Here is a 25,673-nt window from a genome sequence, read left to right on the forward strand (position 1 = left end):
TTTTAAATGGAGGGGTTTGACGGCGATGTATGATAAAATGAATTTGAAAATGTGCCGATTTGAAAATTTGATAATATCAAAACACTTTTATTTTCAAATTAACCGATCCTCAAATTTTCAAATTAATTATTTCACCTTTTCATCCTCAATCTTCAGCTCAACAACGTTAGTACCTTTACCCGCGTCTTTAAGGGTGATTGCAACCCGAAATTCGCCCTTATCTGTATTCAAAATATAAACACCAAAATGATAATTACCCCCCGAATTTATTTTATGTAACAGCTTAATACTTTTAGGCTTATTCCGGGCGAAGAACTTATCCAGTATAACTGTAGCCTGGTTTTGCGAGTAAACATTCTCGTCTTCCATAATGGTGATCTCAACATTATTGGCAAATAGCTTGGAAAGCTCTTTGGTATTACCTGTTTTTAAAAGATTGGCCACGTTATCTATAGCATCTGCCGATGAGACATATGGGAGCAGCAGTAAAAAAATAAACGACGGCAGGTATATTAATTTCATACAATAATAACGTACTAATGGGTGCTAAAGTTACAAAGAGCGGTTAAGTGTTTACTCGTTTTTTAATAAACTAAAAAGCTGTGTTCATTAAAACTGTATAATAAACACTAACAGTATAATTTAAGTTTTATTTCAGGCTGCTAACCTAAATTAAAAAATTATATATAAAGTACCCAGTTGCCTTTATATTTGCATTGTGGAAAACAAAAAGAAACTCGCACTAATAATACTTGATGGCTGGGGTTATGGCCGCAACGATCAATCAAACGCTATACTGGCTGCCAATACTCCTTTTGTTGATGGCCTGCTTAAGCAATATCCAAATTCAAAGCTTGAAGCTTCAGGAACAGCAGTAGGCTTACCTGCCGGACAAATGGGCAATTCGGAAGTTGGTCACATGAACCTTGGTGCAGGCCGCGTGGTTTACCAGGAACTTGGCCGCATTCATAAGGCAGTTGATGACAATGAGCTGCCAACTATCCCCGTATTGAAAGATGCGTTTGAATACGCTAAACAAAACAATAAAGATGTACACTTTATCGGTTTAGTATCTGACGGTGGTGTACATTCGCACATTCGTCACGTGAAAGGCCTTTGCGACACCGCAAAACAGCTGGACGTTAACAATGTATATATCCATGCCTTTTTAGATGGCCGCGATACCGATCCTAAATCGGGTTTGGGCTTTGTTACCGAACTTGAAGAGCATATTGCAGGTGCCGGCGCTAAGATAGCTTCGGCGATAGGCCGTTACTATGCTATGGACCGTGATAACCGTTGGGAGCGTGTTAAACTGGCTTACGACCTGATGGTTAACGGCATTGGCACACCAACCCAAAACGTTACCGATTTAATCAAGCATTCATACCTTGAGGATGTTACCGATGAGTTTGTAAAACCTATAGTTGCTGTTGATGACGCAGGAAAACCTTTAGCCGTGATTAAAGATGGCGACGTGGTGATCTGCTTTAACTTCCGGACCGACAGGGGCCGCGAGATCAGTATCGCGTTAACTCAAAAGTCGTTCCCCGAATACAACATGCACCCGCTGGCTATCCGTTACATCACCATGACACCATATGATGAAACGTTTAAGAATGTTCAGGTTGTTTTCAATAAAGAAGATCTGACCAAAACTTTGGGCGAGATCCTGCAAAATGCAGGTAAATCACAGATCAGGATTGCCGAAACCGAAAAATACCCTCACGTAACCTTCTTCTTTTCGGGCGGCAGGGAAAAAGAGTTTGCCAACGAAAAAAGGTTATTAGTACCATCACCAAAGGTTGCCACCTACGATTTGCAGCCTGAGATGAGTGCTGCCGGTATCCGTGATGCCATTATCCCGGAACTGGAAACCGGCTGGCCTGATTTTGTTTGCCTTAACTTTGCCAATACCGATATGGTTGGCCATACCGGTGTTTTTAGCGCGGTGGTTAAAGCAGCAGAAACTGCCGACAGCTGCACCAAAGCTGTTGTTGAAGCAGGTTTAGCCAATGGCTATTCGTTTATTATCCTGGCTGACCATGGCAATGCCGATTACATGATCAACGAAGACGGGTCGCCCAATACGGCACATACTACCAACCTGGTACCATGTATCGTGATTGACAAGGATGTTAAAGAGGTAAAAGACGGAAAACTGGGCGATGTGGCGCCAACCATATTAAGTATATTAGGTGTTGCCATCCCTCCCGAAATGACTGGTAATGTATTGGTGTAATCCAAAAAATATAAGCAAAGCCGCCCTGATGGGCGGCTTTTTATTGTTAATAGCAAATTTATTTTCCTGCCGGCCCGATAACAGGCAAAGCGGTGCCAAACTGGTTTACTTTGACCTGAAAGAATTTTTCAGGGCCGATTCGGCACGGCTTACCAGGCTAAACCCCGCGGTAAACAAAACGGTTACCCACAATGGCGTTACCGAAACCAAAGTAGTACATATTGGCAACTGGAACCAGGAGCTTAATTTGTTTATCCAGTCGGACATTAACCGCCCGGCCTGGAAAAACAGTTATACAGTTAGCACAAGCGATAGCGCTATTATTTATAAGGCCCGCACCCCCGAGCTTAAAACCCGCCGCATCATCATCAAAAAAGCCGGCGATAAAGTGGCGTGGATCCTGATCTATAACCACACCAAAAACCTGCTGTACGAAACCAACGAAAAATTGAGTTATTTTCCCGATTCACTTTACCTTATCCAAAAAACACAACACGTGAAATTGATGGGCCGGAACGATTACAAGGTGCAGGGAACGTTGCCCAAAAGATAAAAGAGAAAGTTTGACCGAATTTTAGTGCTGCTTCACTAAAGTATTAACACCTGTAGTAGCCTGGATGAGTTTCTCTTTTGACTGATCGATCAGTGCGGAAATGTCCATGCGGCCCGGGTTATCTGCCAGTACCTTTTCCAGATCGGCAACTGAAGCTTTTAACGAGTTTATTCCCCTTGCTTTGTCATAAAAACGAGATGTCGCCTGCAATTTAAACATACCGTAGTCGCGGTAAGCTATGCCCCTGTTTTGGTAGTATTTGTTATCCCTGAGATCGCTGTTAATAGAAATGGCCTTTGTAAGATCCACAATAGCGCCTAACAGGTACAATTCCTTATCCGCCGCTGAAGCCTGGCTGTCTCTCCCGAGATAGCTTTTTGCCCTTGCCCTGTAATAATAAGCTGTTGCATCTGCCGGCTTTACGGCAATTACCTTGGTATATGCCAGTATCGATTTTTTGTAGTTATCGCTGTGGTAGTATGAGTAGCCCAGCATCCACATAGCGTTTGCATTTGTTGAATCAGTTATGCACGCCTTTTCCAGGTGTGACACCGCCGAACGGAAATCGCCATCCATAAGCGCCTGCTGGCCGAGCCGCACATAAGCGTTTTGCGCTATAGCCGACTCGAGCGAAGACATGATCAGAAGGGGCAGGATAACTGATAACTTCATTAAACGGATTACTGGTAAAACAAAAATGGTATAATATTAACTATTAATACCCTAAATTATTATGCCATATTGTGGTTTTGTGTAAAAATTTTTACACGTACAAATAATTTAAGCACAGCGATACTATGACTTTTTTTCATCTTTACCAATAAAATCTTATTTATTTACAATTCGTTTTACAAATTTGTAACAAACATGTAACCAGTACGTTAAATCACCAGATTAATTGTTGCTATTTATTATCTTAACTTGGCACAGCTCTTGAACCATTGTTATGTGCGATTGATAATCGCAATTTAACCTGTAATTGAAGTGAAAACTATCTTACGGGCTGACAACATGACGTTTTATTCTACTAAAATATAATAATGAATTTCGATCCGTTTGATTTTAAAAATGCTTTACCAGTTATAAACGAGGATTCAGAATTTTTCCCGCTAATGTCATCGGAAGATGAGGAGGAGATGAATAATGAGGAACTGCCCGATGTAATGCCTATTTTACCCTTGCGCAATACTGTACTTTTCCCGGGTGTTGTGATCCCAATTACAGTTGGCAGGGATAAATCAATAAAACTAATCCGCGATGCCAATAAAGGCAGCCGCATGATTGGGGTGGTTTCGCAACAGGATGTGGGGATTGAAGACCCTACTTTTAACCAGCTTAACAAAGTTGGCACTATAGCACTCATTATAAAAATGCTGCAAATGCCTGATGGTAACACCACCGTTATCATCCAGGGCAAAAAACGTTTTTATTTAAAAGAAGAAGTACAGAGCGAACCCTATATAAAAGCCACAGTTGAACCCTTTCATGAGATAAAAATCAAGGAAGATAAAGAGTTTAAAGCTATGGTATCATCCATTAAGGATATGGCCATGAATATTATCCAGCTTTCGCCAAACATCCCGAGTGAAGCGGGGATCGCAATCCGCAATATCGAAAGCACATCGTTCCTGATCAACTTCATATCATCAAATATGAACGCTGATATGACCGCTAAACAACACCTGCTTGAAATTGCCAACCTGCGCGAACGTGCCAACCTTGTGCTTGAGCATTTAACGCTCGACCTGCAAATGCTGGAATTAAAAAACCAGATCCAGACCAAAGTACGTGTCGATTTGGATAAACAGCAAAGGGATTATTTCCTTAACCAGCAGCTAAAAACTATACAGGAAGAGCTGGGCGGCAATACGCCCGACCTGGAAATTGAGAGCCTGCGCCAGCGTGGCATCAAAAAGAAATGGGCAAAGGAAGTTAAAGATCATTTTAACAAAGAGCTTGAAAAACTGAGCCGTACCAATCCCGCAGCAGCCGATTACTCGGTTCAGATCAATTACCTTGAACTGTTGCTTGATTTACCATGGAACGAGTTTACCAAAGATAACTTCGACCTTAAGCGTGCGCAAAGAATCCTTGATAAAGATCACTTTGGTTTGGATAAGGTAAAACAACGTATTATTGAATACCTGGCTGTGCTTAAGTTGAAGCATGACATGAAAGCGCCTATTCTTTGTTTGGTTGGCCCTCCGGGGGTTGGCAAAACATCGCTGGGTAAATCAATAGCCAAAGCTTTGGGCCGTAAATATGTGCGCATGGCATTAGGCGGAATCCGCGATGAAGCGGAAATCCGCGGTCACCGTAAAACATATATTGGTGCTATGCCTGGCCGCATTATCCAGTCGATAAAAAAGGCGGGCGCATCAAACCCGGTATTTATTTTGGATGAGATAGATAAAGTAGGCAACGATTTCAGGGGCGATCCATCATCGGCCCTGCTTGAAGTACTTGACCCCGAGCAAAACGGCACTTTCTCTGATCATTATGTTGAAATGGACTACGACCTTTCAAACGTAATGTTTATCGCTACTGCCAACTCACTGAGCACTATCCAACCTGCCTTGTTAGACAGGATGGAGATCATTGAAGTGAACGGCTATACCATTGAAGAAAAAATTGAGATAGCAAAGCAACACCTCGTACCTAAACAGCGCGAAGCACATGGCTTAAAAATAAAAGATGTAAGCCTTAAAGCAGATGTTATCGAAAAGGTGATAGTTGATTACACCCGCGAATCGGGGGTACGTTCACTGGAGAAAAAGATTGGATCGGTTGTGCGTGGCGTGGCTAAGAACATAGCTATGGAAGAGCCTTACAACAGTGTTGTAAGTAAAAAAGATATCGAAAAGATACTGGGTGCACCTATTTTTGATAAAGACCTTTATGAAGGCAATGACGTAGCAGGCGTTGTAACGGGCCTGGCCTGGACTTCTGTAGGCGGCGACATTCTGTTCATTGAAGCCAGTTTAAGCCCCGGAAAAGGCCGCTTAACACTTACAGGCAGCCTTGGCGATGTAATGAAAGAGTCGGTAACTATAGCCCTAGCTTACCTGCGCGCTCATGCTGCCGATTTTGACATCAACCCTAAACTGTTTGATCAGTGGGATGTGCATGTACACGTACCGGCAGGCGCTACCCCTAAAGATGGCCCCTCGGCGGGTGTTACCATGCTTACAGCACTGGTTTCGGCATTTACACAGCGTAAAGTAAAACCCAATTTGGCCATGACGGGCGAGATCACCCTCCGGGGTCGGGTTTTGCCTGTAGGCGGTATCAAAGAAAAGATCCTGGCTGCAAAACGCGCCAACATAAAAGAGATCATCCTGTGCAAATCGAACCAAAAAGATATTCTGGAAATTAAGGAAGATTACATCAAAGACCTTAGCTTTCATTACGTTACCGATATGAGGGACGTGATAACGCTGGCCCTGCTTAATGAAAAGGTTAAAAATCCAATAAATCTTACCGTTAAAGAAGACGAGAAAGCAGCAATTAATTAAAGCAGGACTATTTTCTGGCATAAAACAAAAGTTTTACAGTTATGCGCTGTAAAACTTTTTTGTTTTAGAAGTTCTTCATGACAAGGTATCGAAACATAATGCCCAACTTAAAATAGTGTTCGCGGCTCGAAGTTTAATTTTCATTTGTAATCTCAACCCCATCCCTTATTGCCGCTTCAAGTATATCAATGTTTATATCTTTTAAATTATTGAACTTAATACAATACCCTGTCACGTTCGCTTTGCCTATTTCTTTTCCATAGGTTTGGGCTAAATATTTTTTATCCTTAATACCAAGTATGTAGATAGAGATCCCAGTGGTGTTGGCGCTCATACCAACCTGAAAAAACTCCCGGGTTGTTCCGTTAGCATATTTTATAGTGTAAGATCCATATCCTACGTTAGGGTTGCTAACAATCCGGCCTTCAGCGTTTCTACCATCCTCAAACCATAATTTACATCCCGGTAATATTTGAAGTATATGTCTATGTAAAGTTTGCATATCACCACGTTTTGGTTCAGGTTGGCTGGCAATATACTCTTCGGTTTGTTGCTGCACGTTCATATAAAATATGGGATTATGGGTTGCTTGCTTTGCTTTTTAAATTTCGTTTTATTTTTAGTAAAACACTAATTCATTTCTTTTTACCTTTTACCGTTATACTTTTCTCTTTGTTTTAACTCATCAATCAAATTTCAAACCGTAATATTCCTAAATTTATAACTGCTTTATTTGCATCGGGTTTTTTATATATTAGCGCACATATATACTATTATACTATATAAACCCCAATGCCTAATAAACTATTTTTAACACTGGTATGCCTGCTAAGCGCTACCTGCTTATTTGCACAAACCCGCGGTCATGAATTTGGTATTCAAACTGACAATGACTCATTCCTTGGTCAGGGATCTGACAGGTATTACACCAATGGTATTTTCTTTTACTACCGAAAGGCGTTAACCGTAAAACCGTCCGAAAATTCACTCCAAAACAAAGTTTTAGGATTTGAGTTAGGGCAAAAAATGTTCAACCCCCAATCGGGCTATGTTCGCGGCCCCTTTGATATTGACAGGCCGTTTGCTGCATATACTTATATAGGCTCAACACTTAACTTGCTGTACAAAAACGAAAGTAATCTGAAGCTTGGCGCCCAGATAGGCTTGGTAGGCCCGGCCGCGGGCGGCGAACCTGTGCAGAAACTTATTCACAATACTTTCGGTTTTTACAAACTCAACGGCTGGCAATACCAGATCAAAAATGATGTAGAGCTCAATCTTTCGGCCGAGTATAATAAGCTGCTGGCCCGTTCCTCATGGATTGACCTGAGCTTTAGCTCATATGCCAACCTGGGTAACGGCTTTACCGGCGCTGGCGCCGGGGGTATGGTACGCTTGGGAAATTTCAACCAGCTGTTCAATTCCATCAGTACCCAAAGTACGGTATCAACCGGCGGTGAGGAAAAATTACTGCACAAGCACGAGATCTTTTTTTACTACAAGCCTTTAGCCAATTTGGTTGGTTATGATGCAACCATCCAGGGCAGCCTGTTCCGCAAACATGACGACCCAAACAGCCTGGAAGTTGTTTCAGAAAAGAAACCGTTTATATTTAGCCAGCAGGTAGGTGTAGCTTTTACAACCAGCCGTTTCGCGTTTGATATAGCGGCAATATTCCACACCAAAGACACTAAGGAAATGCTCCGCTCGCATCAATGGGGATCAATTACCGGGTTTTACAGGTTTAAATAAAGAGATTAGAGGTTGGAGGTTAGTGATTAGAAGAACCACTACCTGAACCATCATGTCATTGCGAGGAACGAAGCAATCGCACGGAAGCATTGCCACTCTGTAGAGTATGCGATTGCCACGCTGCGCAATGACATAGCTTTAGAGAGTTCGCTTAACTACTCCCCAAAATCATTTTTCCTATTCTCCTTCTTTACCGATTGCATTTTCTTGCTGTCCAGTCTTGCGGCTTTGGCGGCCTTACTTACTTTGGTGGGTTTACGCACTTTAGGCTTTTGAAGGGCTTTTGTTAGCAGCGATGTTAACCTTTCCATTGCTTTTTCTTTATTAAGATACTGGCTTCGCTCTTCATCACATATTACCTGCACGTAACCATCTTTGTTAAGCCTATTCTGCAGTTTTTCGGTTAGCAGCAGCTTTTCCTCATCGTTAAACAAAGCGGACGAACCTATTGAAAATAACAGTTCAACCTTGCTCGAAACCTTATTTACGTTTTGCCCGCCCTTTCCCCCGCTTCTTGATGTTTTGTAACTTGTTTCCTTTTGAAGATCTGCTTTAGTAAAATTCATCTTCAAAAATAAGCCTTATTGAGTTACCGCTATCAGGCCATTTGCTAATAATTTGCTATTTTAGCAGCTCTATGAACAACAATATCGTAGTAGCCATTGATGGTTATTCTTCGTGCGGGAAAAGCACCCTGGCAAAAGCTTTAGCAAAAGAGCTTCATTTTATCTATGTTGATAGCGGCGCTATGTACCGTGCCGTAACCTTATACTTTTTAAGGCATAACATTGATCTTGAAAATCATGCCCAGATAGCGGACGCCTTGCATAATATCCATCTTAATTTTCATACGCAAAATTATAAAACCTTTATTACCTTAAATGAAGAGGACGTGTCTGAAGAGATCCGCCAGATGCACGTAGCTGATAAAGTTAGCTCGGTAGCAGCTATAAAAGAAGTGCGCGCAGCCATGGTAAGGCAGCAGCAGCGTTTAGGCCGCTCCAAAAACATTATTATGGATGGTAGGGATATTGGTACCGTTGTGTTCCCTGACGCGCAGGTGAAACTGTTCATGACTGCCGATCCAAAGATTCGCGCCGAACGCCGTTATAAAGAGTTATTACCAACCAACCCTAACATTACTTTAGAAGAGGTTTTTGATAACCTGGCACACCGTGACTACCAGGATACCACGCGCGAGGAAAGCCCCCTTACCCGCGCCGAAGATGCCATTATATTAGACAACACCGACCTGAGCCAGGATGAGCAATTGATGTTTGCCATAAGCCATATTGAACCGTTTATTGCGGAGTAGCGGTTAGTGATTGGAGGTTAGAGATTGGAGATTAGTTTCTTTTCAGAGATAAGAGATTACTTACCCTTGAATAAAAAAGCGTCATAAGCAAAAACCTTATGACGCTTTTTTATTCATAAACTGATGATTATATCAGAAACCAATCCCCCAATTAATCAGTGTAATCAAAAATCAATCGGTGAAATCCCGGAAAAAATCAGCGAAATCAACGTAATCAAAAAAATCAACGGTTAAACTTCTCCGCTTTCACCCCAAACCTGTTTAAAAAATCTACCCCCTCGTCGCTTGCTAAGCCTTTATATTCGGCATATGATTTATCATAATAAACCTGGGTGATCCCGGCCGAATAAATGAGCCTTGCGCAAGGCAAACATGGCGACAGCGTAGTATACAACGTAGCGCCTTCAAGTCGTGCCCCATTTTTTACTGCATAAAGTATCGCGTTTTCTTCGGCATGCAGGGCAAGTGAACAGCTGCCTTTTGAATCGCGCGCACAACCTGTTTCGGGCCATTCAACATCGCAATTATGTGTTCCAGCCGGCGGACCGTTATAGCCTATGGAAATAATCCGCGTATCACGCGTTAAAACCGCCCCCACATGCGCCTTAACACAATGCGACCGCTCGGCCAGATCAGTGGCCAGGTTCATGAAAATTTGATCGAAGCTGGGTTTTGTCATCGGTGATCGGAGGTTAAAGAGTTGAGATTAGTTAAAATTATTATAAAAAGAAAAGAGGTTGAAAATTAAAGGCTTAACCTCTAATCTCCAACCTCTAATTTCAAAAAAGATTAATGTCCGCCTTTAACTTCAACGTGGTCAAGGTCGATACCCTGATGACGGAGCTCACGGCTAACTTTCCATGCAAAATAAGCAAGGTATGCGAAACCTATTACAGGTACGATGTATGAGAAGTGGATACCGCTCATACCCGGAACAACATTACCAGCACCATCGGCAATTTTACCTTGCAGCGGCGGGATGATCGAACCGCCCAAAATCATCATGATCAAAAACGCCGAGCCCTGGCTGGTGTATTTGCCTAAACCGGTAATAGCTAACGAGAAGATTGACGGCCACATGATTGAGCAACATAATCCACCGCTAATAAACGCGAAAGTAGCTACCTTGCCTGTAGTAAATAAACCTGCAAGCATGAACGCTACGCCCAACAAACCGAGTACCGATAAAGTACGGGTTGGTTTTTGCTGACCGATAAAGAAAGCAACGATTAGGATGGCCACGCAAATTGCATAAGCGTACAGGTGGCTTACGTTAGCGCCCGAGAAAACATTTACCAGCAGCACTATGCCGAATGCGAGGAACGGGATTAAAATATATAAAACGTATTTAACCGATTTTGAAAGATTAAACGCATCAATAGATCCCGCAAAACGCCCGATCATTAAACTACCCCAGTATAATGAGATATATGGAGCAATGTCCGACTCAGCAAAAGAACCAAATTCAGGGGTCTTTAATAATGACCCCATATTACTTTGAATAGTAACCTCAGTACCTACATAGGTAAATATAGCCAGCATACCCAATATTAACTGCGGGTATTGCATAGCGCCCCAGCCTTCTTTACTCTTTTTAGCGGCGAAAATGGTACCTATCAGTGTAAATACGATTATAGCTAACGAAGCATATACAAAATATTGGCTTGGTATGCCTATAGCTTTGCTGATAGGGTCGGCTGCAAGTATCAAACAAAATGCTACAAACATCACCAGCAACGGTGTATTTGCTTTTGAGCTTGATTCGATCTTTTCATCGCTGGTAACCTTTGGCAGGTTCGAAAACCAAAAGAACAAAGCAACAGCAATGAACAAGCCAGCCAACAAATAATAGAGGTTATTGATTGATGATATTTTAACATCAGCGGCAGCAGTTTTAGCAGTTGCCGAGCCAAATAATACCACACTTACAACTACAGGGCCTAATAAAGCGCCTATGTTGTTGATACTGCCTGCAAAGTTTAAACGGTTTGAACCGGTTTCAGGAGGTCCTAATGCAACAACAAATGGGTTTGCAGCTGTTTGCTGTAACGAAAAACCAACAGCTATAATAAAGAATACAGCCAAAATGAATCCAAACGCCCCCGAAGCTACAGCAGGGATCATAGCCAATGCACCAACCGCCGAAACAACAAGGCCTAAAATGATACCATTTTTGTAACCTAACTTGTTCATAATATCAACTTTACTGGCTTGTGATGCGAAATAAAGTATCAATGAACCAATGAAATATCCACCATAAAAGGTAAAGTCAATTAATTGGGATTCAAATTGGGTAAGGTGAAAGTGCTCTTTACAGAAGGGTATGAAAATACCGTTGGAGGCGGCTAAAAAGCCCCAAAAGAAAAACACGGTGATCAGCGTATACAAAGCTGTGCCGTAGTTCTTAGCATTGTTTTGTTCCATTTTAAAATAGGTTGTACAGATTTGATTTTTGAATCTCTAAACATAATTCAATTTTGGTAAAACTCTCCGGTCTTTTTTAAATAAATTAAATCACAATTTTAACTTTCGTTGTTTATGAGATAAAATTGCATATTCGCAATGTTCAAAAAAGAACAAAGCTTAACTTAATGATAAAAGCCATTGTTTCGGGTATCGGGTTTGGATTAGTGCTTACATTTATTACCGGCCCGGTTTTTTTTGCGCTTATTAAAACCAGTATCGAAAAAGGGTTTCATGCCGGCGTTTCGCTTGCCCTTGGCGTGGTTTGCAGCGATGTGGTTTTTGTGGGCGCAATCCTGTTTGGTTCGCAATATATCGATGTATCTGACCATACCAAAGTTATAGCAGGCGTTGTAGGCAGCGCCATATTATTCGCGCTTGGCCTATATTACATGTTCAAGAAAAGCGAGATCAATTATGAAAACAAAGTACCATCAGGCGCCGACCGCTTTGGTTACGTACTTAAAGGTTTCCTGATGTGTATTTTTAACCCTACCCTCCTCTTCCACTGGACGGTAGTGATCGGTGCAGCCAGTACCACATTTCTGGTAGGTACACCGCACAGGTCCTTTCATATAGCTGTCATGTTCCTTACCATACTCATCATCCAGTTTGGTATGGATACCCTCAAAGCTTTTTATGCCAATAAACTCCGGGCACGTATTTCGGTTAAGTTTATTCACCGTTTAAATGAGGTTGCCGGTATTGCTCTGATTATCGCCTCGCTGGTGTTGATTGATAAGCTGGTTACCCATTTTGTATTTGCGGCACCGGCAGGATCATAGGTTATCTATCAATCACAGTCATGCCGAACTTGTTTCGGCACCCCACACACTTAGTCTCCTCTATGTTAAGCAACCGACGACTTTTCTTATGGGATCCCGAAACAAGTTCGGGATGACGGAAGATGAGCATAACATCACACATCTAATAAAAAATCCTAAAACACAAAAAAGGCGATGAAAAACTCATCGCCTCGTATATCATTCCCCCTTTAGGGGGTTAGGGGGCATTACATATAAGCTCTTTGGTTTTTACCTTCCATCCAGTTAACAAAGGCGCGGTTAACAACCTTGTTACCACCCGGGGTTGGGTAATCACCACTGAAATACCAATCACCAAGGTTATCAGGACAAGCGATGTGCAGGTTATCTAATGTTTGATAAATTACCTGTACCTCACAATTCACATTTTTAGGTGTGATGATCTGCGCAATACGGTCAGATATCTGCTGATCGGTAAACATGGCATAAATCTCTTTCACATAATTTTCAACTTCTTCCTTCGGCAGTTTCTGGCTGTCTTTACATTTTTGATAAACATCCAGGATCACATCTTCCCTGCCCATCTCTTTTAACAAACTGATTGCTGCTTCAAATGCCACAAATTCACCCATACGTGACATGTCGATCCCATAACAATCGGGGTAACGGATCTGCGGAGCAGACGAAACCACAACAACTTTTTTAGGGCCAAGCCTGTCAAGAATTTTCAGGATACTTTGTTTTAGTGTAGTACCACGAACTATTGAGTCATCCAATACCACTAAGGTATCGGTGCCTTTTCTGATCAATCCGTAAGTAGTATCGTATACGTGGGCCACCATTTCGCTGCGATCCGCGTCCTGGGTGATGAAAGTACGCAGTTTAACATCCTTAATGGCTATCTTTTCAACCCTTGGGGCTACCTGTAATATTTCGGTAAGCTTTTCTTCGGTAATGTCGCTTCCAATCTCAAGCAGTTTTTCGTGCTGATATTTCTTTACATACTTGTGCATACCCTCAACCATACCATAAAAGGCAACTTCGGCGGTGTTGGGTATGTAGGAGAATACCGTATTTTTAATGTCATGATTAACAAAATCCAATATCTGCGGGCTAAGCAGGCGACCTAATTGCTTACGCTCACGGTAAATGGCCGAGTCACTGCCGCGCGAAAAGTAGATCCGCTCAAAAGAGCAGGCTTTCTTTTCTTTTGGCTCGCTGAACATATCCTCGGTTATTTTACCATTCTTTTTAACGATCAACGCATGGCCGGGGCGAATTTCCCTGATCTCCTCCATCGGCACGTTAAATGCTGTTTGGATAGCAGGGCGTTCAGATGCCGCAACAACGATCTCATCATTATAATAATAAAATGCCGGACGGATACCCACCGGATCGCGCATTACAAAGGCATCTCCGTGGCCAAGGATCCCGGCAATAGTATAGCCGCCATCCCAGTTCTTGGCCGATTTACGGAGGATCTTGGCAACATCCATATCATTAGCTATAAGCTTACTGATCTCCATGTTATCATCTAATCCCTCACGTTTGTACTGATCGAACAAGCCCTGGTTTTCAGTATCGATGAAGTGGCCTATTTTTTCAAGCACAGTAACTGTGTCGGCCTTTTCCTTTGGATGCTGACCTAATGCATAAAGTTGTTGCAGTAATTCATCAACATTGGTCATGTTAAAATTACCGGCAATAACCAGGTTACGGGTCATCCAGTTGTTTTGCCTCAAAAACGGGTGGCAGCTTTCAATGCTGTTTTTGCCATGGGTACCATAACGCAGGTGCCCTAACAAAACCTCGCCGGTAAAGCTAACATGTTCTTTAAGCCACTCAGCGTCTGCCATTTTTTCGGGGGTCTCTTTCTGAATGTCCGCAAATTTCTTTTGGATATATTCAAAAATGTCGGCAACGGCATTTGAGGCCATTGAGCGGTGACGGCTGATGTATCTTTTGCCCGGTTCAATATCCAGTTTAATGGTAGCAACACCTGCGCCATCCTGGCCGCGGTTGTGTTGTTTTTCCATTAAGAGATAAAGTTTGTTCAGGCCGTACAGTGCAGTTCCGTACTTTTTCTGATAATAAGATAGTGGCTTTAGTAAGCGGATAAATGCCACACCGCATTCATGTTTAATCTGATCGCTCATGATTCGGAATGAGGCTGCAAAGGTATCATTTTAAAATGAAGTATCGGTAAAATCTATTGTCATAACATTGCATTTATTTACAACACTGTTTAATCTGCTTTATCGGGGTAAAAAGAACGCGTAACCTCAATATATCCAACTATATGACCGTTGAACTCTTCAAGTTCTTCGGCCGGAACCCAAAGCTCATCGTGTACAACACCACCCACATTTTGCACATCATAGCGTTTCAAATATTCAGCAGGCAAACTAAATTTAGTCACAAAACCCGAACCTGATGCAGGCACGTTCCAATCTCTTGCTATTTGAATAGCATACTCCTCGTTCATCACCGGATAAAAAATGGGTTGTTCTGCCAAACGTTTCGGAAAACGTTTAAATCCCGATTCCTCTATAAGCTTTAATTCCCGTGGCCCTACAGGCCTGTAAAGCGTTGTTAATTCTTCCATTATTCACCTATTTCTTAAACCCAACCATTTGGTGCAGCTTAACCGGGTCATAGATCCGGCCCTCTTTTACTACTACCGATACTTTCCTGATCTCCCTGATATTGCGCAGCGGATCACCATCGATAATAACAAGGTCGGCTTGCTTTCCCGCTTCAACCGAACCTGTTGTTTTATCAAGCCCCATCACCATTGCCGGTGTTATCGTTGCTGTTTTGATAGCCTGCGCCGGGGTAAGACCGGCTTCAACATATAATTCAAGTTCGCGGTCAAGACTATAGCCGGGGAAGCCCATATCTGTGCCTGCAACAATAGTAACTCCGGCATCATGCAATACCTTAACGGTTTTCTTCATGCTTTCATACAAGGGTTTCAGCTTAGCGGCCTTCTCCGGTTCTTCGCCCATGTTTTTAAACAGTGCCTGAAGCGGCAGCGGCAGGGTATAATAATTAGGCTCCAGTTTGGTTATATCATCCTTAACATTACGGAAGGCGAGCTCGAAAACACCTACGGTAGGATCAATTACTACATGATGGTCTTTTATAAACTTAATAGCCGCGATACTTACCGAATCATCGAAAATAACCGACCTGTCCTTATCCCGTTTCATGATGGCATACACATACTGCACGTGGTTAACCATATTCATCCCCGAATCAACCCCTTGCTGAAGGGTCATCCCCTGCGGGATATGGCCTGTTACAGTTAAACCCAACCGGTGTGCCTCATCACAAATAACTTTAACTATGGCCGGTTTAACCGAGCTATAGATCTTGATCTGCTGAAAGCCATTTTCTTTATAACGGTCTACTGCCTTTATAGCCTCTTCCTTAGTATCCGCCTGGATAATCCCCAATGCATAAGGCCCTTTGCCGTCAATAATGCCGGCTTTAATAATATTGGGCCCCACACCTTTGCCGCCATCAATAGCGGCTTTTATAGCGTTGATATAACCAAATTCGTTACCGCAATCGCGCACGGTAGTTACACCTGCTGCAAGATAGGCCGGCCCCCATTCGGCCTGTTCAAAGTGCGAGTGCATATCCCACAGGCCAGGTAAAATAGATTTTCCTTTGGCATCGATGAGCTTAGCACCTGCCGGTATTTTAACCTCACCAACCTTGCCCGTTTGTTTGATAATGCCATTTTCAATCAACACAACAGCATTGGGGGTGTTTGTACCGGTATTTACGTCAACCAGGTTACCACCGGTAATAACTATTATCTTATCTGCTTTACCTGTTGGTGCGGCCGCTTTCGCAAATAGCTCCATACCATAGGTAGCCGCCTTACTGATGAGCTGCGGTAACAGTTCTTCGTAAGGTACCCGCATCATTTCCAGTTTGTCGCCTTCCGCGTCATTAGTTATCAGGCATATGAGTTTACCTTCATTATCAGTCCAAACCAGTTCGTTACCCCAAACCAGTCCGCTTATGGTGAGCCGGTTAAGCGTGAGCGGTTTACCGTTAAACTTAAGCTGATCAATACCTGCTTTTTTGATCTGTACCGCGCCAAATGGCAGTGTATGGATAATTGCAGGTTGTTTATGTTTATTCCAATATTGAATGAGCACCTGCTGCACAGTGCCCGGCGAATAGCCCGCTACCGGGAAGCTGAGCGGCAGTACTTTTTGTGTATAAGATGAATCGTTAACCCTGATTGCAGCTTCGCCTCCGCGAATAGTCATTTTATCATCAATGGTCGAAAATCTTGAAGTATTGCCTTTTATAGTCAATTCCAGCGGATCGGCTACGGGGTTCACCTTCAACTCGGCAGTAAGCGGCACCGGCGAACCGCGGTCAACAAACTTAAAATTGATATTGTAATGAACGGCATCTTTATACTTTTGCACATAATAGGTTTCCTTACCAATGTGTTGCTCAAACTTATGCAGAAAAAAGGTACCGCTATCGGTTGGCAAATCGGCTTGTGCATTGGCGTTTGTTATTAAGGCCGAAAAGGCGGCAAATAATAATAAAGATGTTTTCATAAGGTCAGTAATGTTAATGTAAGATAGCGGTTTGTTTGGGATGTTACAAAACAGTTTTTTTGTGCAGAGACACATAATTACGCCTTCTGACCAACCACATCATCAAAGCAAAAAATCTTCACCCAATACTTCTAAAAGTTATATTAATCCTTGCCCCCTGCATCCTGCTTGTTTTGGGTACCTGGTGAAGCCAGTGATGCTGCGTTTGCCCCTGCATGATCAGCAGATCGCCGTTGTTAAGTACGACAGAGACTTTAGCATTCTTTTGCCGCTTATGCTTAAACTGAAAAACCCGCGAAGCGCCAAATGATACCGAAGCGATTACAGGGTTACCGCCAAGCTCGCTTTCATCATCACTATGCCATCCCATACTGTCGCTGCCGTCACGGTAATAATTAAGCAGCGCTGTATTAAACCGGTGACCGCATTGCTGCTCCGCCGCCTGCTTAATGCTATTAAGCAGCGGACTAAACTTAACCGGCACATTTACCACACCCGAATATACATATACTTCATCGCGCTCTCCATACCAGGCCGTAAGCCGTGGGAAGTTCACTTCCTTGCCATAGATTTTCATTTTATCCTGCTTCCATGGTGTTTCCTCAACCAGTCGCATAAATACATCGTCCTTATAAAAATGGGGATAAAGCAATACCTCTCCATCAAAAGGTAATAAGTTTTTTGGTGCGCCAAACAGGTTCAGTTGGTCATTATTGAATAGATCCATGTTCAAATATCCGTATTACATACCATAAAACACGATGGGCCACTCTGCTATCAGAATGATAAAACCTATCATTTTGATAGCTTTTCCTCATATTGAGAAAATCTTTCTCATTTTGATAAACTCCTATAACACAAGCCTGTAAATAAAGCAAAAAACGTTGTGGCATGTTTATTGGCCATGCGGCCTCACAATACAAAATAAATTTACGATGGCATTGTTTATCGCTGCTACAGCAAAATTTACAAAACGGACAATAAGTTCCTTCATTGCAGCTGGTATCATCTCCTCTTTTCCCCTAACAATTTATACACTTCATGAATTCGCACGTTAAGCAACTCACTTTCGCGGGTATGATCGTTACCCTCGGCATTATTTTTGGCGATATCGGTACCTCTCCCCTTTATGTTTTTCAAACCCTGTTGGTTGAAGGCGGTAAGGTGAACCCCGCGCTGGTATTAGGCTCTATCTCCTGTATCTTCTGGACACTCACACTGCAAACCACTTTCAAGTATATCGTTATTACGCTGCAGGCTGATAACAAAGGCGAGGGCGGCATTTTTTCATTATACGCCCTGGTAAGGCGTTACGGTAAATGGCTGGCCATTCCTGCTATAATTGGCGCAGGTACTTTGCTTGCCGATGGTATCATTACCCCGCCCATCTCTGTAACCTCGGCCATTGAGGGCCTAAATTTAGTACCGGCATTTTCAACCGTTATTGTCCCTGGTAATAACCTGATCCTCATTATTGTAATTAGCATCATTTTATTGCTGTTCTTTTTTCAGCAGTTTGGCACCAAGGTGGTCGGTTCGGCATTCGGGCCGGTTATGCTGCTGTGGTTTATTATGCTGGGCGTATTAGGCACTATACAAATAACACATTTCCCCTCTATTTTTAAAGCTCTCAATCCGTATTATGGCGCCCATTTACTGATGGACCACCCTAAAGGTTTCTGGTTGTTAGGCGCGGTATTTTTATGTACCACTGGTGCCGAAGCCCTATACTCCGACCTGGGCCATTGCGGCAGGCGCAATATCCAGGTAAGCTGGATCTTTGTGAAAACAACCCTGATATTAAACTACCTGGGGCAGGGCGCCTGGGTGCTGTCACAAGCACCGGGTAAGAACTTTACCGGCGTTAACCCTTTCTTTGAAATCGTTCCCCATTTCTTCCTGCTACCTGCGATAGCTTTGGCTACACTGGCAACCATTATTGCCAGCCAGGCTTTAATCAGTGGTTCATTTACGCTAATCAGTGAGGCGGTAAGCATGAATTTTTGGCCAAGGATCACCATCAAATACCCGTCAAATATCCGCGGGCAGATCTATATTCCAAGCATCAACTGGATACTATGTATCGGCTGCATCCTGGTATCGCTCTATTTCCGTACCTCAAGCGCAATGACGGCTGCTTACGGATTCAGCATCACCATTGCTATGCTTAGCACTACCATTTTAATGTATTACTTTATGCGCTATGTAAAGCACTGGCCGGTATGGCTGGTTACCATTATCCTGTGCTTATTTGTAACCGTCGAATTCTCCTTTTTTGTAGCTAACGCGGTTAAAATACTAAAACGTTTGTTTTTTGTGGGATTTGAAGTTGGCCTGATCTTTACGATGTACACATGGTTTAAGGCCCGTAAAATCAATAACCGCTTCCTTCATTTTACCGACATCAAGGAGAAACTGCCTTTACTAAACGCACTGAGCAATGATACCACCATAAACAAATACGCTACGCACCTGATCTATCTTACCAAAGCCAATAATGGCAAACAAATTGAAGAAAAGATCATCTACTCCATCATGAGCCGCCGTCCTAAACGGGCCGATACTTATTGGTTTGTGCACATTGAACGTACCGACGAGCCATACACTATGGAGTACAGTGTTGACCAGATTGAGCCGGGCAAAGTCATCCGCGTAGAATTCCGTTTGGGCTTCAGGATCCAGCCGCGGGTAAACGTATTGTTCCGTAAAGTAGTTGAAGATATGGTTGAACGTGGCGAGATTGATATCTCCAGCAATTACCCATCATTAAAACAATACAATATGGCTGCCGATTTCAGGTTTGTGATCATGGAGAAATTCCTGTCGTACAATAACCTTTTCAACGTATCGGAGAGCTTTATCCTCAACAGCTATTTTGCCATTAAAAAACTGGCCCAGTCAGAAGCTAAAGCTTTTGGGCTTGATACCAGTGAAACACGCATTGAAAAGATCCCGCTGGTGGTAAAACCGGTTAATAATATCCACATAAAAAGGGTTGACCCGGTTACGCATAAAGCGGTTGAAGTTATGGGTAAGAAAGTTTTTGCGTAGCGCTAACCGCTATGTATTAGCTCCCCCTACATCGCTGAACGTGTTGCCCCTTTTTGCTTCGCAAAAAGGGGTTTTATTTCTCTCCCTTTTGCGCTCATGACATCCTTGTTTATGGAGGAGATTCGTTTGTATCATCTTTAATTCAACATGATTTGGTTGATGAGTTTTATTTGCTTGTAAACCCTGTGCCGAGATTGGTAACGGACAGCCAACCTTTAACCCTTTAAAAAATGATTTAGAATTAAAGTTGATGAGTTGTAAACCATTTGCCTGTGGTGCGGCTTTGCTTTGTTATACCAGGGCGTAAAAAGAGGCCTCTCCTCCGCGCCCTCTCTCAAGAGGAGATTTTTAAGTTTTTCTCCCCAATGGCTTCACGCTTACCATAAGATCAGGGAGCGTTACGCTCCTGTTAAAAAGCCATTCAATCACGGGCGCTTAAACCCGCGTTAATATTTTTAATTACCCCTTAAAACAAAAAACCCGGCCTTGCGGCCGGGAATTTCATTAGATTTATTGGATTGGTTGGAAATACGTGATTATAATTTTTCGCCGTGCTGGCTGATATCAAGACCTTGCTCCTCTTCTTCGGCCGATACCCTCAACGGCGAGATCATGTCGGTGATCTTTAACAATAATAATGAACCAAAGAATGCGAATATCGATACGCACACTAATGCTACCAACTGTACGAGGAACAGGTGTGTCTCGCCAAAAAACAAACCGTTGCCTGTTGTATTATTAGCATTTACATGCTGACTGGCAAATACGCCGGTTAACAGCATCCCGACCATACCGCCAACGCCGTGACAAGGGAATACATCAAGCGTGTCATCAATAGAAGTACGGGTACGCCATTCCACAACCAGGTTACTCACCACAGCCGATATGATACCGATAGCCAGCGAGTGCGGCACCGATACAAAGCCGGCGGCTGGTGTAATAGCCACCAAGCCTACAACAGCGCCTATACAGGTACCCATTGCAGATGGTTTGCGGCCAAGCAGCATATCAAAAAAGATCCAGGTAACACCTGCAGCTGCCGAAGCAGTGGTACTGGTTGCCAAAGCGGTAACCGCCAAGGCGTTTGCGCCAAAAGCCGAGCCGGCATTGAAACCAAACCAACCGAACCACAACAAGCCCGTACCTATCATTACGTAGGTAATCCGCGCTGGGGAATGATTAGCCTCATTACGGCGTTTTAAATATAAGGCCGATGCCAAGGCAGCCCATCCGGCCGACATGTGTACTACCGTACCACCTGCAAAGTCAAGCACACCAAATTTGGCCAAAATGCCATCCGGGTGCCAGGTGCAATGCGCCAAAGGCGAGAATATGAAAATAGAAAACAGTACAAGGAAAATAATGTACGAGTTAAAACGGATCCGCTCGGCAAATGCACCGGTGATCAGCGCCGGGGTAATAATGGCGAATTTTAACTGGTACATAGCAAAAAGCAGTAAAGGAATAGTTGGCGCCGCTTTCCAGGTGGCGTTACCCAGCATGCCCTTCATCATGAAATAAGTTCCGGGGTTACCGATAAGGCCATAAAAGCTATCGCCGAAGGCCAGGCTGAAACCAAAGATCCCCCACATTACTGTAATGATCACCATACAAATAATACTTTGCAGCATGGTGGAGATCACGTTCTTTTTATTAACCATTCCCCCGTAAAAAAAAGCCAGACCGGGTGTCATGATCAAAACCAGCGCCGTCGACATCAGCATCCAGGCTATATCGCCCGTATTAAAATTGGGATGACCGGAATCCTTAAAATCAACCGACGGAAAAATGAAAGTAAGGGAAAGTATAATTAAGATCAGGAAAAAAGGGAAATACCTCTTCATTTATTCAGAAAAAATATGTTTTAAATCGGCATGAAAGTTAGTGTTTTTTCTAAAAACAAAAGAAAATAATTGACTTTTGTTTAAAAAAACAACAACTACAGATATTTCAGGATAGAATTCGGGAAAATCCCCAATAAAACGAGCAGAAAACTAATAATAATAGCTAAAACAAGTAAATTATAAGATCTTTCACTGGCAACTTCAGCATTTTCCGTTCTTTTCAGAAATAAATACAAAGGAATTTTAAGGTAATAAAACAACGATACCACCGTGGTTATAGCGCCCGTTATCATCAGCGACAACAGCCAGATACTGCGTGTTTGCTCATAAGCGCTGTAAGCCGCCGAAAACACAAACAGTTTACCCGTAAACCCTGCAGTAACCGGAATTCCGGTAAGGGAAATAAGAATAATTACAAAACAAACCGAAGCTGCCGGGTATTTTAAGCCCAAACCTTTGTAATTTTCTACATCTTCGGCATCAACAACGTTACTGAAATACGATGCAAGTGCTAATGCGCCGATATTTGCCAGAGCATATACTGCAAGATAATATGTAAGTGACGATAATCCCTGAACATTAAAGGTAACTACTGCCATTAAAGCAAAACCGGTGTGGCCAATGCTTGAATAAGCCAGCATCCTTTTCACATTGCTTTGCAAAACGGCAGCAAAATTTCCGGCTATCATGGTAACGATACCAATGGCTGATAAAACAATGCTAAAATCAATCCCCTTCCTGTCGGCCGAAAAAAGGAACAAAGGCATCACATTTACCAGCAATGCAAAAGCTGCTATCTTGGGTACGGTTGACAGGTATGCAGTAACCGGCGTGGGCGCTCCCTGGTAAACATCGGGTACCCAAAAATGCATCGGCATAAATGATAATTTAAACCCTATGCCAATCATCACCAGTACTAAAGCAAATGAAGCACTCACCGGGTTTACATTGGGCAACTGGGCTACAATACCCGGCAGATCAAGCGAGCCACTGAAGCCATACAGTAACGAGATCCCGTATAGCATAACAGCCGATGATGCCGCGCCGAATAGTACGTACTTTAAACCGGCTTCGGTACTTAAAGCAGTTTCGGACCGGTAAGCCACCATCAGATATGAAGCTATGGATACCATCTCGATGGCAAGATAAACAGAAAGCAGGTTAATAGCCATGGCCATTAAATGCAGACCTAAAATAGATGCTATGGAAATGGTATACAGGTCTGATAAGCCTTTTGGATGCGCCTTCAGCTTATCATCCCAGGTAAAATTCAATAGCAGGATAGACGATAACAGATCGGTAATGATCTTGAAAAATACCGCCGACCTGCGCAGCAGTAACATACTGCCGAAAATAACATGGTCGCCGTCAAGGATCAGGGCTACCTGCTGCAGGTCTTTAAACAGCACCAGTAACAAGCCCGTACAGGCTATAATTTTACAAAGCTTTACAGATCTGCGCCCAAATATCAGGTCGGTTATCAGCACTACCAAAAACAGCCCGGTTAAATAAATTTCGGGCATAAAATAGGGTATACTGCCAAAAACATTGGTTAACTGAACTGATATATGGGGGAGCAGATCGTGCATTTATATTTTATTGTACTATTACTGATTGATTTTTTGGGTATTTAACCTGGTATTTAAGTTTCACCTTCTTTTCATCGAGCGAATTTAGCATGAAATTCCATGAAACCTTACCTGTTGTTGCATCAGGTTTCGCTCCTGAAGTTTCCTGTGCCTCTACTTCGATATCCTTATTTTGTGAAACCGGTACCTGGTCTTCCACCAATAAATTAACCGACTGACTTTTCCTATTTTTTACGTCGATAAGCCAATTGCGGGTTTCCTTTTGGTTGGAACCTGATGACTGGCGCATGGCCAAACCTTTCTCCAATGTGCGGGTAACCACAATGTTTTTATCCGTACCTAACGATAGGTTCAGCGTATCGGTAGTAGCATCAGTATTAATCAGCGACTTGCCAATGTAGGTCCCTTCAAAAAACAGATTGGCCTCGCCCGAAAGAAAACTGTATTTATTCCAATTGGTAAGCTGCGCTGTCAGATACACATCAGTACTCAGTTTAGGCGCTACATAATACTGATAAGTAGCATCGATATTATATTGGCTAATTTCAACGGCATATTGTTTGCCATCGCTTGGCACCGTATAAGGGTTGGCGATATTAAACTCAATATTGGTTTGGTTTTCTTCTTTTTTTACTTCGATAGGAACCGTGTTAATTATATTTTTATCTTGTATTTTCGCAACAGCACCAGTCAAATCTCTTTTATGTTCAACTTCACCATAACCAACCACAACAACTTCATTCAATTGGTTTGAAGCCGACATTAGCGACACGTTGATCATTGGCGCATTGGCCTGCCTTTCTAATGTCTCATATCCAATAAAACTGTAAGTAAGCACAGCATTGGCGTTAGGTATCTGGATACTGTAATTTCCACCGGCATCACTTACGGCCCCTATTGATGTACCTTTTACCCTGACGCTTACACCAGGGATAGGGCTGTTATCATCCCTACTCACTACTCTACCCATTACTTTAGTTATTGGAACACCAGTACCTGAATAGTACATACCAAAGTTAAGATAGGTAGGCGTAAGCTCGGGCTTCGCCCCATTTACGCTTGGGTTACCGGTTGATAAGGTAAGCTTTGCGCTTTTCCAGTCCTCACCCGTTTTTTGCGACACATTGGCTTTGTAAACGATAGTTATTGGACTGTTCACATTTTTAGCACGGATATCGTAGGTAGGGAACCAGCTGGCGTTTCGCACCAGATAACTTAAAGTAAAATTTGCCTGCAAGGCTATTTTTGCCGATACGGTGACCAAAACATTACTGGTTGTTTTAACACCCGCTTTGTTAATCTCTGCAATTTGTTTGTTATAATCTTCCAACTGGTCGTTAAACAAATCTATCTGATCATTTACGGCTTGCTGATTCTTTTTGATCTCATTTAAGCGAGCTGTCTGAAAGTCGAGTGTCTGTTTCAGCTTAACCGGATCCAGCGCAACATTAGTACCATTGCTCACCGGGTTTTTAGCCAGTGTATTAGCTTCTTCCTGGTAAATAGAGAGCATGTTATTTTGCAAGGCTATTTTGTTTCTTACCATTTTTACCTTCGCCTCAATAGCCTGTATGTTTTTTTGCCTGATGTCATTATCGGCAAAATCAAGTTCGTGATTAACCGAAAGAATGGTAAAATCGCCGCCTGCATTTACCTGGATGCTCTGCACATCAATTCCAGGCGACAGGTTTTCAAACACCAGCGTTGATGTGCCGGGGCTGATATTGACCAATGCGGTACGACTTACCTGTGCTCCGTTCAAAAACACGGTTACTTTTTGAACTTTGGAGGCTACTTTCTGGCCTTCAACGGCCCTGGTTGCCGCAGTGATAAAAAGTAATGCTGCGGCAATGGATAATTTTTTAAACATAATTCCTTCGGTTAAATACATACCATCTGTTATTTCGCTTAAGCCCGGGTTGCCGGGGACAGCGTAAATAAAAGATGCAGGTGTATGCACTTTTCCATAAATGAATTTATGTTGAAACACTAT

Annotated in this window: 20 protein-coding genes; 7 read left to right on the forward strand and 13 right to left on the reverse strand. The window is 42.8% G+C overall.

The features are described from left to right. Positions 1 to 126: 126 nt before the first annotated feature. Complete coding sequence (locus DIU38_RS18430) at positions 127 to 522, reverse strand: DUF4783 domain-containing protein (RefSeq protein ID WP_091172493.1); 396 nt, start codon at positions 520 to 522, stop codon at positions 127 to 129. Positions 523 to 718: 196 nt separating this feature from the next. Between DIU38_RS18430 and gpmI the strand changes: the two genes are divergently transcribed. Together gpmI and DIU38_RS18440 are read left to right on the forward strand one after the other, a co-directional pair. Next, positions 719 to 2,242 (forward strand): 2,3-bisphosphoglycerate-independent phosphoglycerate mutase, encoded by a 1,524-nt coding sequence (gpmI, locus tag DIU38_RS18435; protein WP_112654780.1) that lies wholly within the window; start codon positions 719 to 721, stop codon positions 2,240 to 2,242. 28 nt (positions 2,243 to 2,270) lie between these two features. Then, the gene (locus tag DIU38_RS18440) at positions 2,271 to 2,795 is read left to right on the forward strand and encodes a hypothetical protein (RefSeq protein WP_149466841.1); all 525 of its coding nucleotides are present in this window, start codon (positions 2,271 to 2,273) and stop codon (positions 2,793 to 2,795) included. Positions 2,796 to 2,816: 21 nt separating this feature from the next. Here DIU38_RS18440 and DIU38_RS18445 read toward each other — a convergent pair whose 3' ends face one another. Continuing rightward, positions 2,817 to 3,467 (reverse strand): tetratricopeptide repeat protein, encoded by a 651-nt coding sequence (locus tag DIU38_RS18445; protein ID WP_090531867.1) that lies wholly within the window; start codon positions 3,465 to 3,467, stop codon positions 2,817 to 2,819. Positions 3,468 to 3,835: 368 nt separating this feature from the next. Between DIU38_RS18445 and lon the strand changes: the two genes are divergently transcribed. Next, positions 3,836 to 6,310 (forward strand): endopeptidase La, encoded by a 2,475-nt coding sequence (gene lon / locus DIU38_RS18450; protein WP_112654782.1) that lies wholly within the window; start codon positions 3,836 to 3,838, stop codon positions 6,308 to 6,310. Positions 6,311 to 6,443: 133 nt separating this feature from the next. Here lon and DIU38_RS18455 read toward each other — a convergent pair whose 3' ends face one another. After that, entirely contained in the window at positions 6,444 to 6,875 is a 432-nt protein-coding gene (locus tag DIU38_RS18455) for a DUF1801 domain-containing protein (protein ID WP_112654783.1), read from the reverse strand. A 227-nt stretch (positions 6,876 to 7,102) separates the two neighbouring features. Here DIU38_RS18455 and DIU38_RS18460 point away from each other — a divergent pair, with 227 nt between their 5' ends. Continuing rightward, positions 7,103 to 8,062, forward strand: a complete 960-nt coding sequence (locus DIU38_RS18460) for a lipid A deacylase LpxR family protein (protein WP_112654784.1) — start codon at positions 7,103 to 7,105, stop codon at positions 8,060 to 8,062. Positions 8,063 to 8,217: 155 nt separating this feature from the next. Here the strand turns inward: DIU38_RS18460 and arfB are convergent, their stop codons facing one another. Further along, a complete protein-coding gene (gene arfB / locus DIU38_RS18465) occupies positions 8,218 to 8,628 on the reverse strand; it encodes an alternative ribosome rescue aminoacyl-tRNA hydrolase ArfB (protein WP_112654785.1) in 411 nt (136 codons plus the stop codon). Between the two features lie 71 nt (positions 8,629 to 8,699). Between arfB and cmk the strand changes: the two genes are divergently transcribed. Next, positions 8,700 to 9,377: a (d)CMP kinase gene (cmk, locus tag DIU38_RS18470; RefSeq protein WP_090531876.1), complete on the forward strand. Its 678-nt coding sequence runs from the start codon at positions 8,700 to 8,702 to the stop codon at positions 9,375 to 9,377. A gap of 223 nt (positions 9,378 to 9,600) precedes the next feature. Here cmk and DIU38_RS18475 read toward each other — a convergent pair whose 3' ends face one another. Both DIU38_RS18475 and DIU38_RS18480 read right to left on the reverse strand, forming a co-directional pair. Next, positions 9,601 to 10,056 (reverse strand): deoxycytidylate deaminase, encoded by a 456-nt coding sequence (locus tag DIU38_RS18475; protein ID WP_112654786.1) that lies wholly within the window; start codon positions 10,054 to 10,056, stop codon positions 9,601 to 9,603. A 110-nt stretch (positions 10,057 to 10,166) separates the two neighbouring features. Then, on the reverse strand, positions 10,167 to 11,801 hold the full coding sequence (locus DIU38_RS18480; protein ID WP_112654787.1) for an MFS transporter: 1,635 nt from the start codon (positions 11,799 to 11,801) through the stop codon (positions 10,167 to 10,169). 167 nt (positions 11,802 to 11,968) lie between these two features. On the opposite strand from DIU38_RS18480, the gene DIU38_RS18485 reads away from it, so the two are divergent. Beyond that, entirely contained in the window at positions 11,969 to 12,625 is a 657-nt protein-coding gene (locus tag DIU38_RS18485) for a LysE family translocator (protein ID WP_090531882.1), read from the forward strand. A 227-nt stretch (positions 12,626 to 12,852) separates the two neighbouring features. On the opposite strand, the gene DIU38_RS18490 is transcribed toward DIU38_RS18485, so the two are convergent. From DIU38_RS18490 to DIU38_RS18505, 4 genes are all read right to left on the reverse strand, one after another. Next, positions 12,853 to 14,760: an amidophosphoribosyltransferase gene (locus DIU38_RS18490; RefSeq protein WP_112654788.1), complete on the reverse strand. Its 1,908-nt coding sequence runs from the start codon at positions 14,758 to 14,760 to the stop codon at positions 12,853 to 12,855. An 89-nt stretch (positions 14,761 to 14,849) separates the two neighbouring features. Then, positions 14,850 to 15,209, reverse strand: a complete 360-nt coding sequence (locus DIU38_RS18495) for a hypothetical protein (RefSeq protein WP_112654789.1) — start codon at positions 15,207 to 15,209, stop codon at positions 14,850 to 14,852. Between the two features lie 7 nt (positions 15,210 to 15,216). Then, on the reverse strand, positions 15,217 to 17,196 hold the full coding sequence (locus tag DIU38_RS18500; RefSeq protein ID WP_167516224.1) for an amidohydrolase family protein: 1,980 nt from the start codon (positions 17,194 to 17,196) through the stop codon (positions 15,217 to 15,219). Positions 17,197 to 17,314: 118 nt separating this feature from the next. After that, positions 17,315 to 17,923 carry an alpha-ketoglutarate-dependent dioxygenase AlkB family protein gene (locus DIU38_RS18505; protein ID WP_112654791.1) on the reverse strand — a complete coding sequence of 203 codons (609 nt, stop codon included), beginning with the start codon at positions 17,921 to 17,923 and terminating at the stop codon, positions 17,315 to 17,317. A 314-nt stretch (positions 17,924 to 18,237) separates the two neighbouring features. On the opposite strand from DIU38_RS18505, the gene DIU38_RS18510 reads away from it, so the two are divergent. Further along, on the forward strand, positions 18,238 to 20,247 hold the full coding sequence (locus tag DIU38_RS18510; RefSeq protein ID WP_112654792.1) for a KUP/HAK/KT family potassium transporter: 2,010 nt from the start codon (positions 18,238 to 18,240) through the stop codon (positions 20,245 to 20,247). A 536-nt stretch (positions 20,248 to 20,783) separates the two neighbouring features. Here DIU38_RS18510 and DIU38_RS18520 read toward each other — a convergent pair. From DIU38_RS18520 to DIU38_RS18530, 3 genes are all read right to left on the reverse strand, one after another. Further along, on the reverse strand, positions 20,784 to 22,091 hold the full coding sequence (locus tag DIU38_RS18520) for an ammonium transporter (protein ID WP_112654793.1): 1,308 nt from the start codon (positions 22,089 to 22,091) through the stop codon (positions 20,784 to 20,786). Between the two features lie 95 nt (positions 22,092 to 22,186). Then, positions 22,187 to 23,680, reverse strand: a complete 1,494-nt coding sequence (locus DIU38_RS18525; RefSeq protein ID WP_112654794.1) for an NADH-quinone oxidoreductase subunit N — start codon at positions 23,678 to 23,680, stop codon at positions 22,187 to 22,189. Positions 23,681 to 23,687: 7 nt separating this feature from the next. Continuing rightward, positions 23,688 to 25,670 (reverse strand): DUF4139 domain-containing protein, encoded by a 1,983-nt coding sequence (locus DIU38_RS18530; RefSeq protein ID WP_112654795.1) that lies wholly within the window; start codon positions 25,668 to 25,670, stop codon positions 23,688 to 23,690. Positions 25,671 to 25,673 lie beyond the last annotated feature (3 nt).

This window comes from Mucilaginibacter metallidurans (genome assembly GCF_003286435.2).
In the GTDB taxonomy this organism is placed as follows: Bacteria; Bacteroidota; Bacteroidia; order Sphingobacteriales; family Sphingobacteriaceae; genus Mucilaginibacter; species Mucilaginibacter gossypii.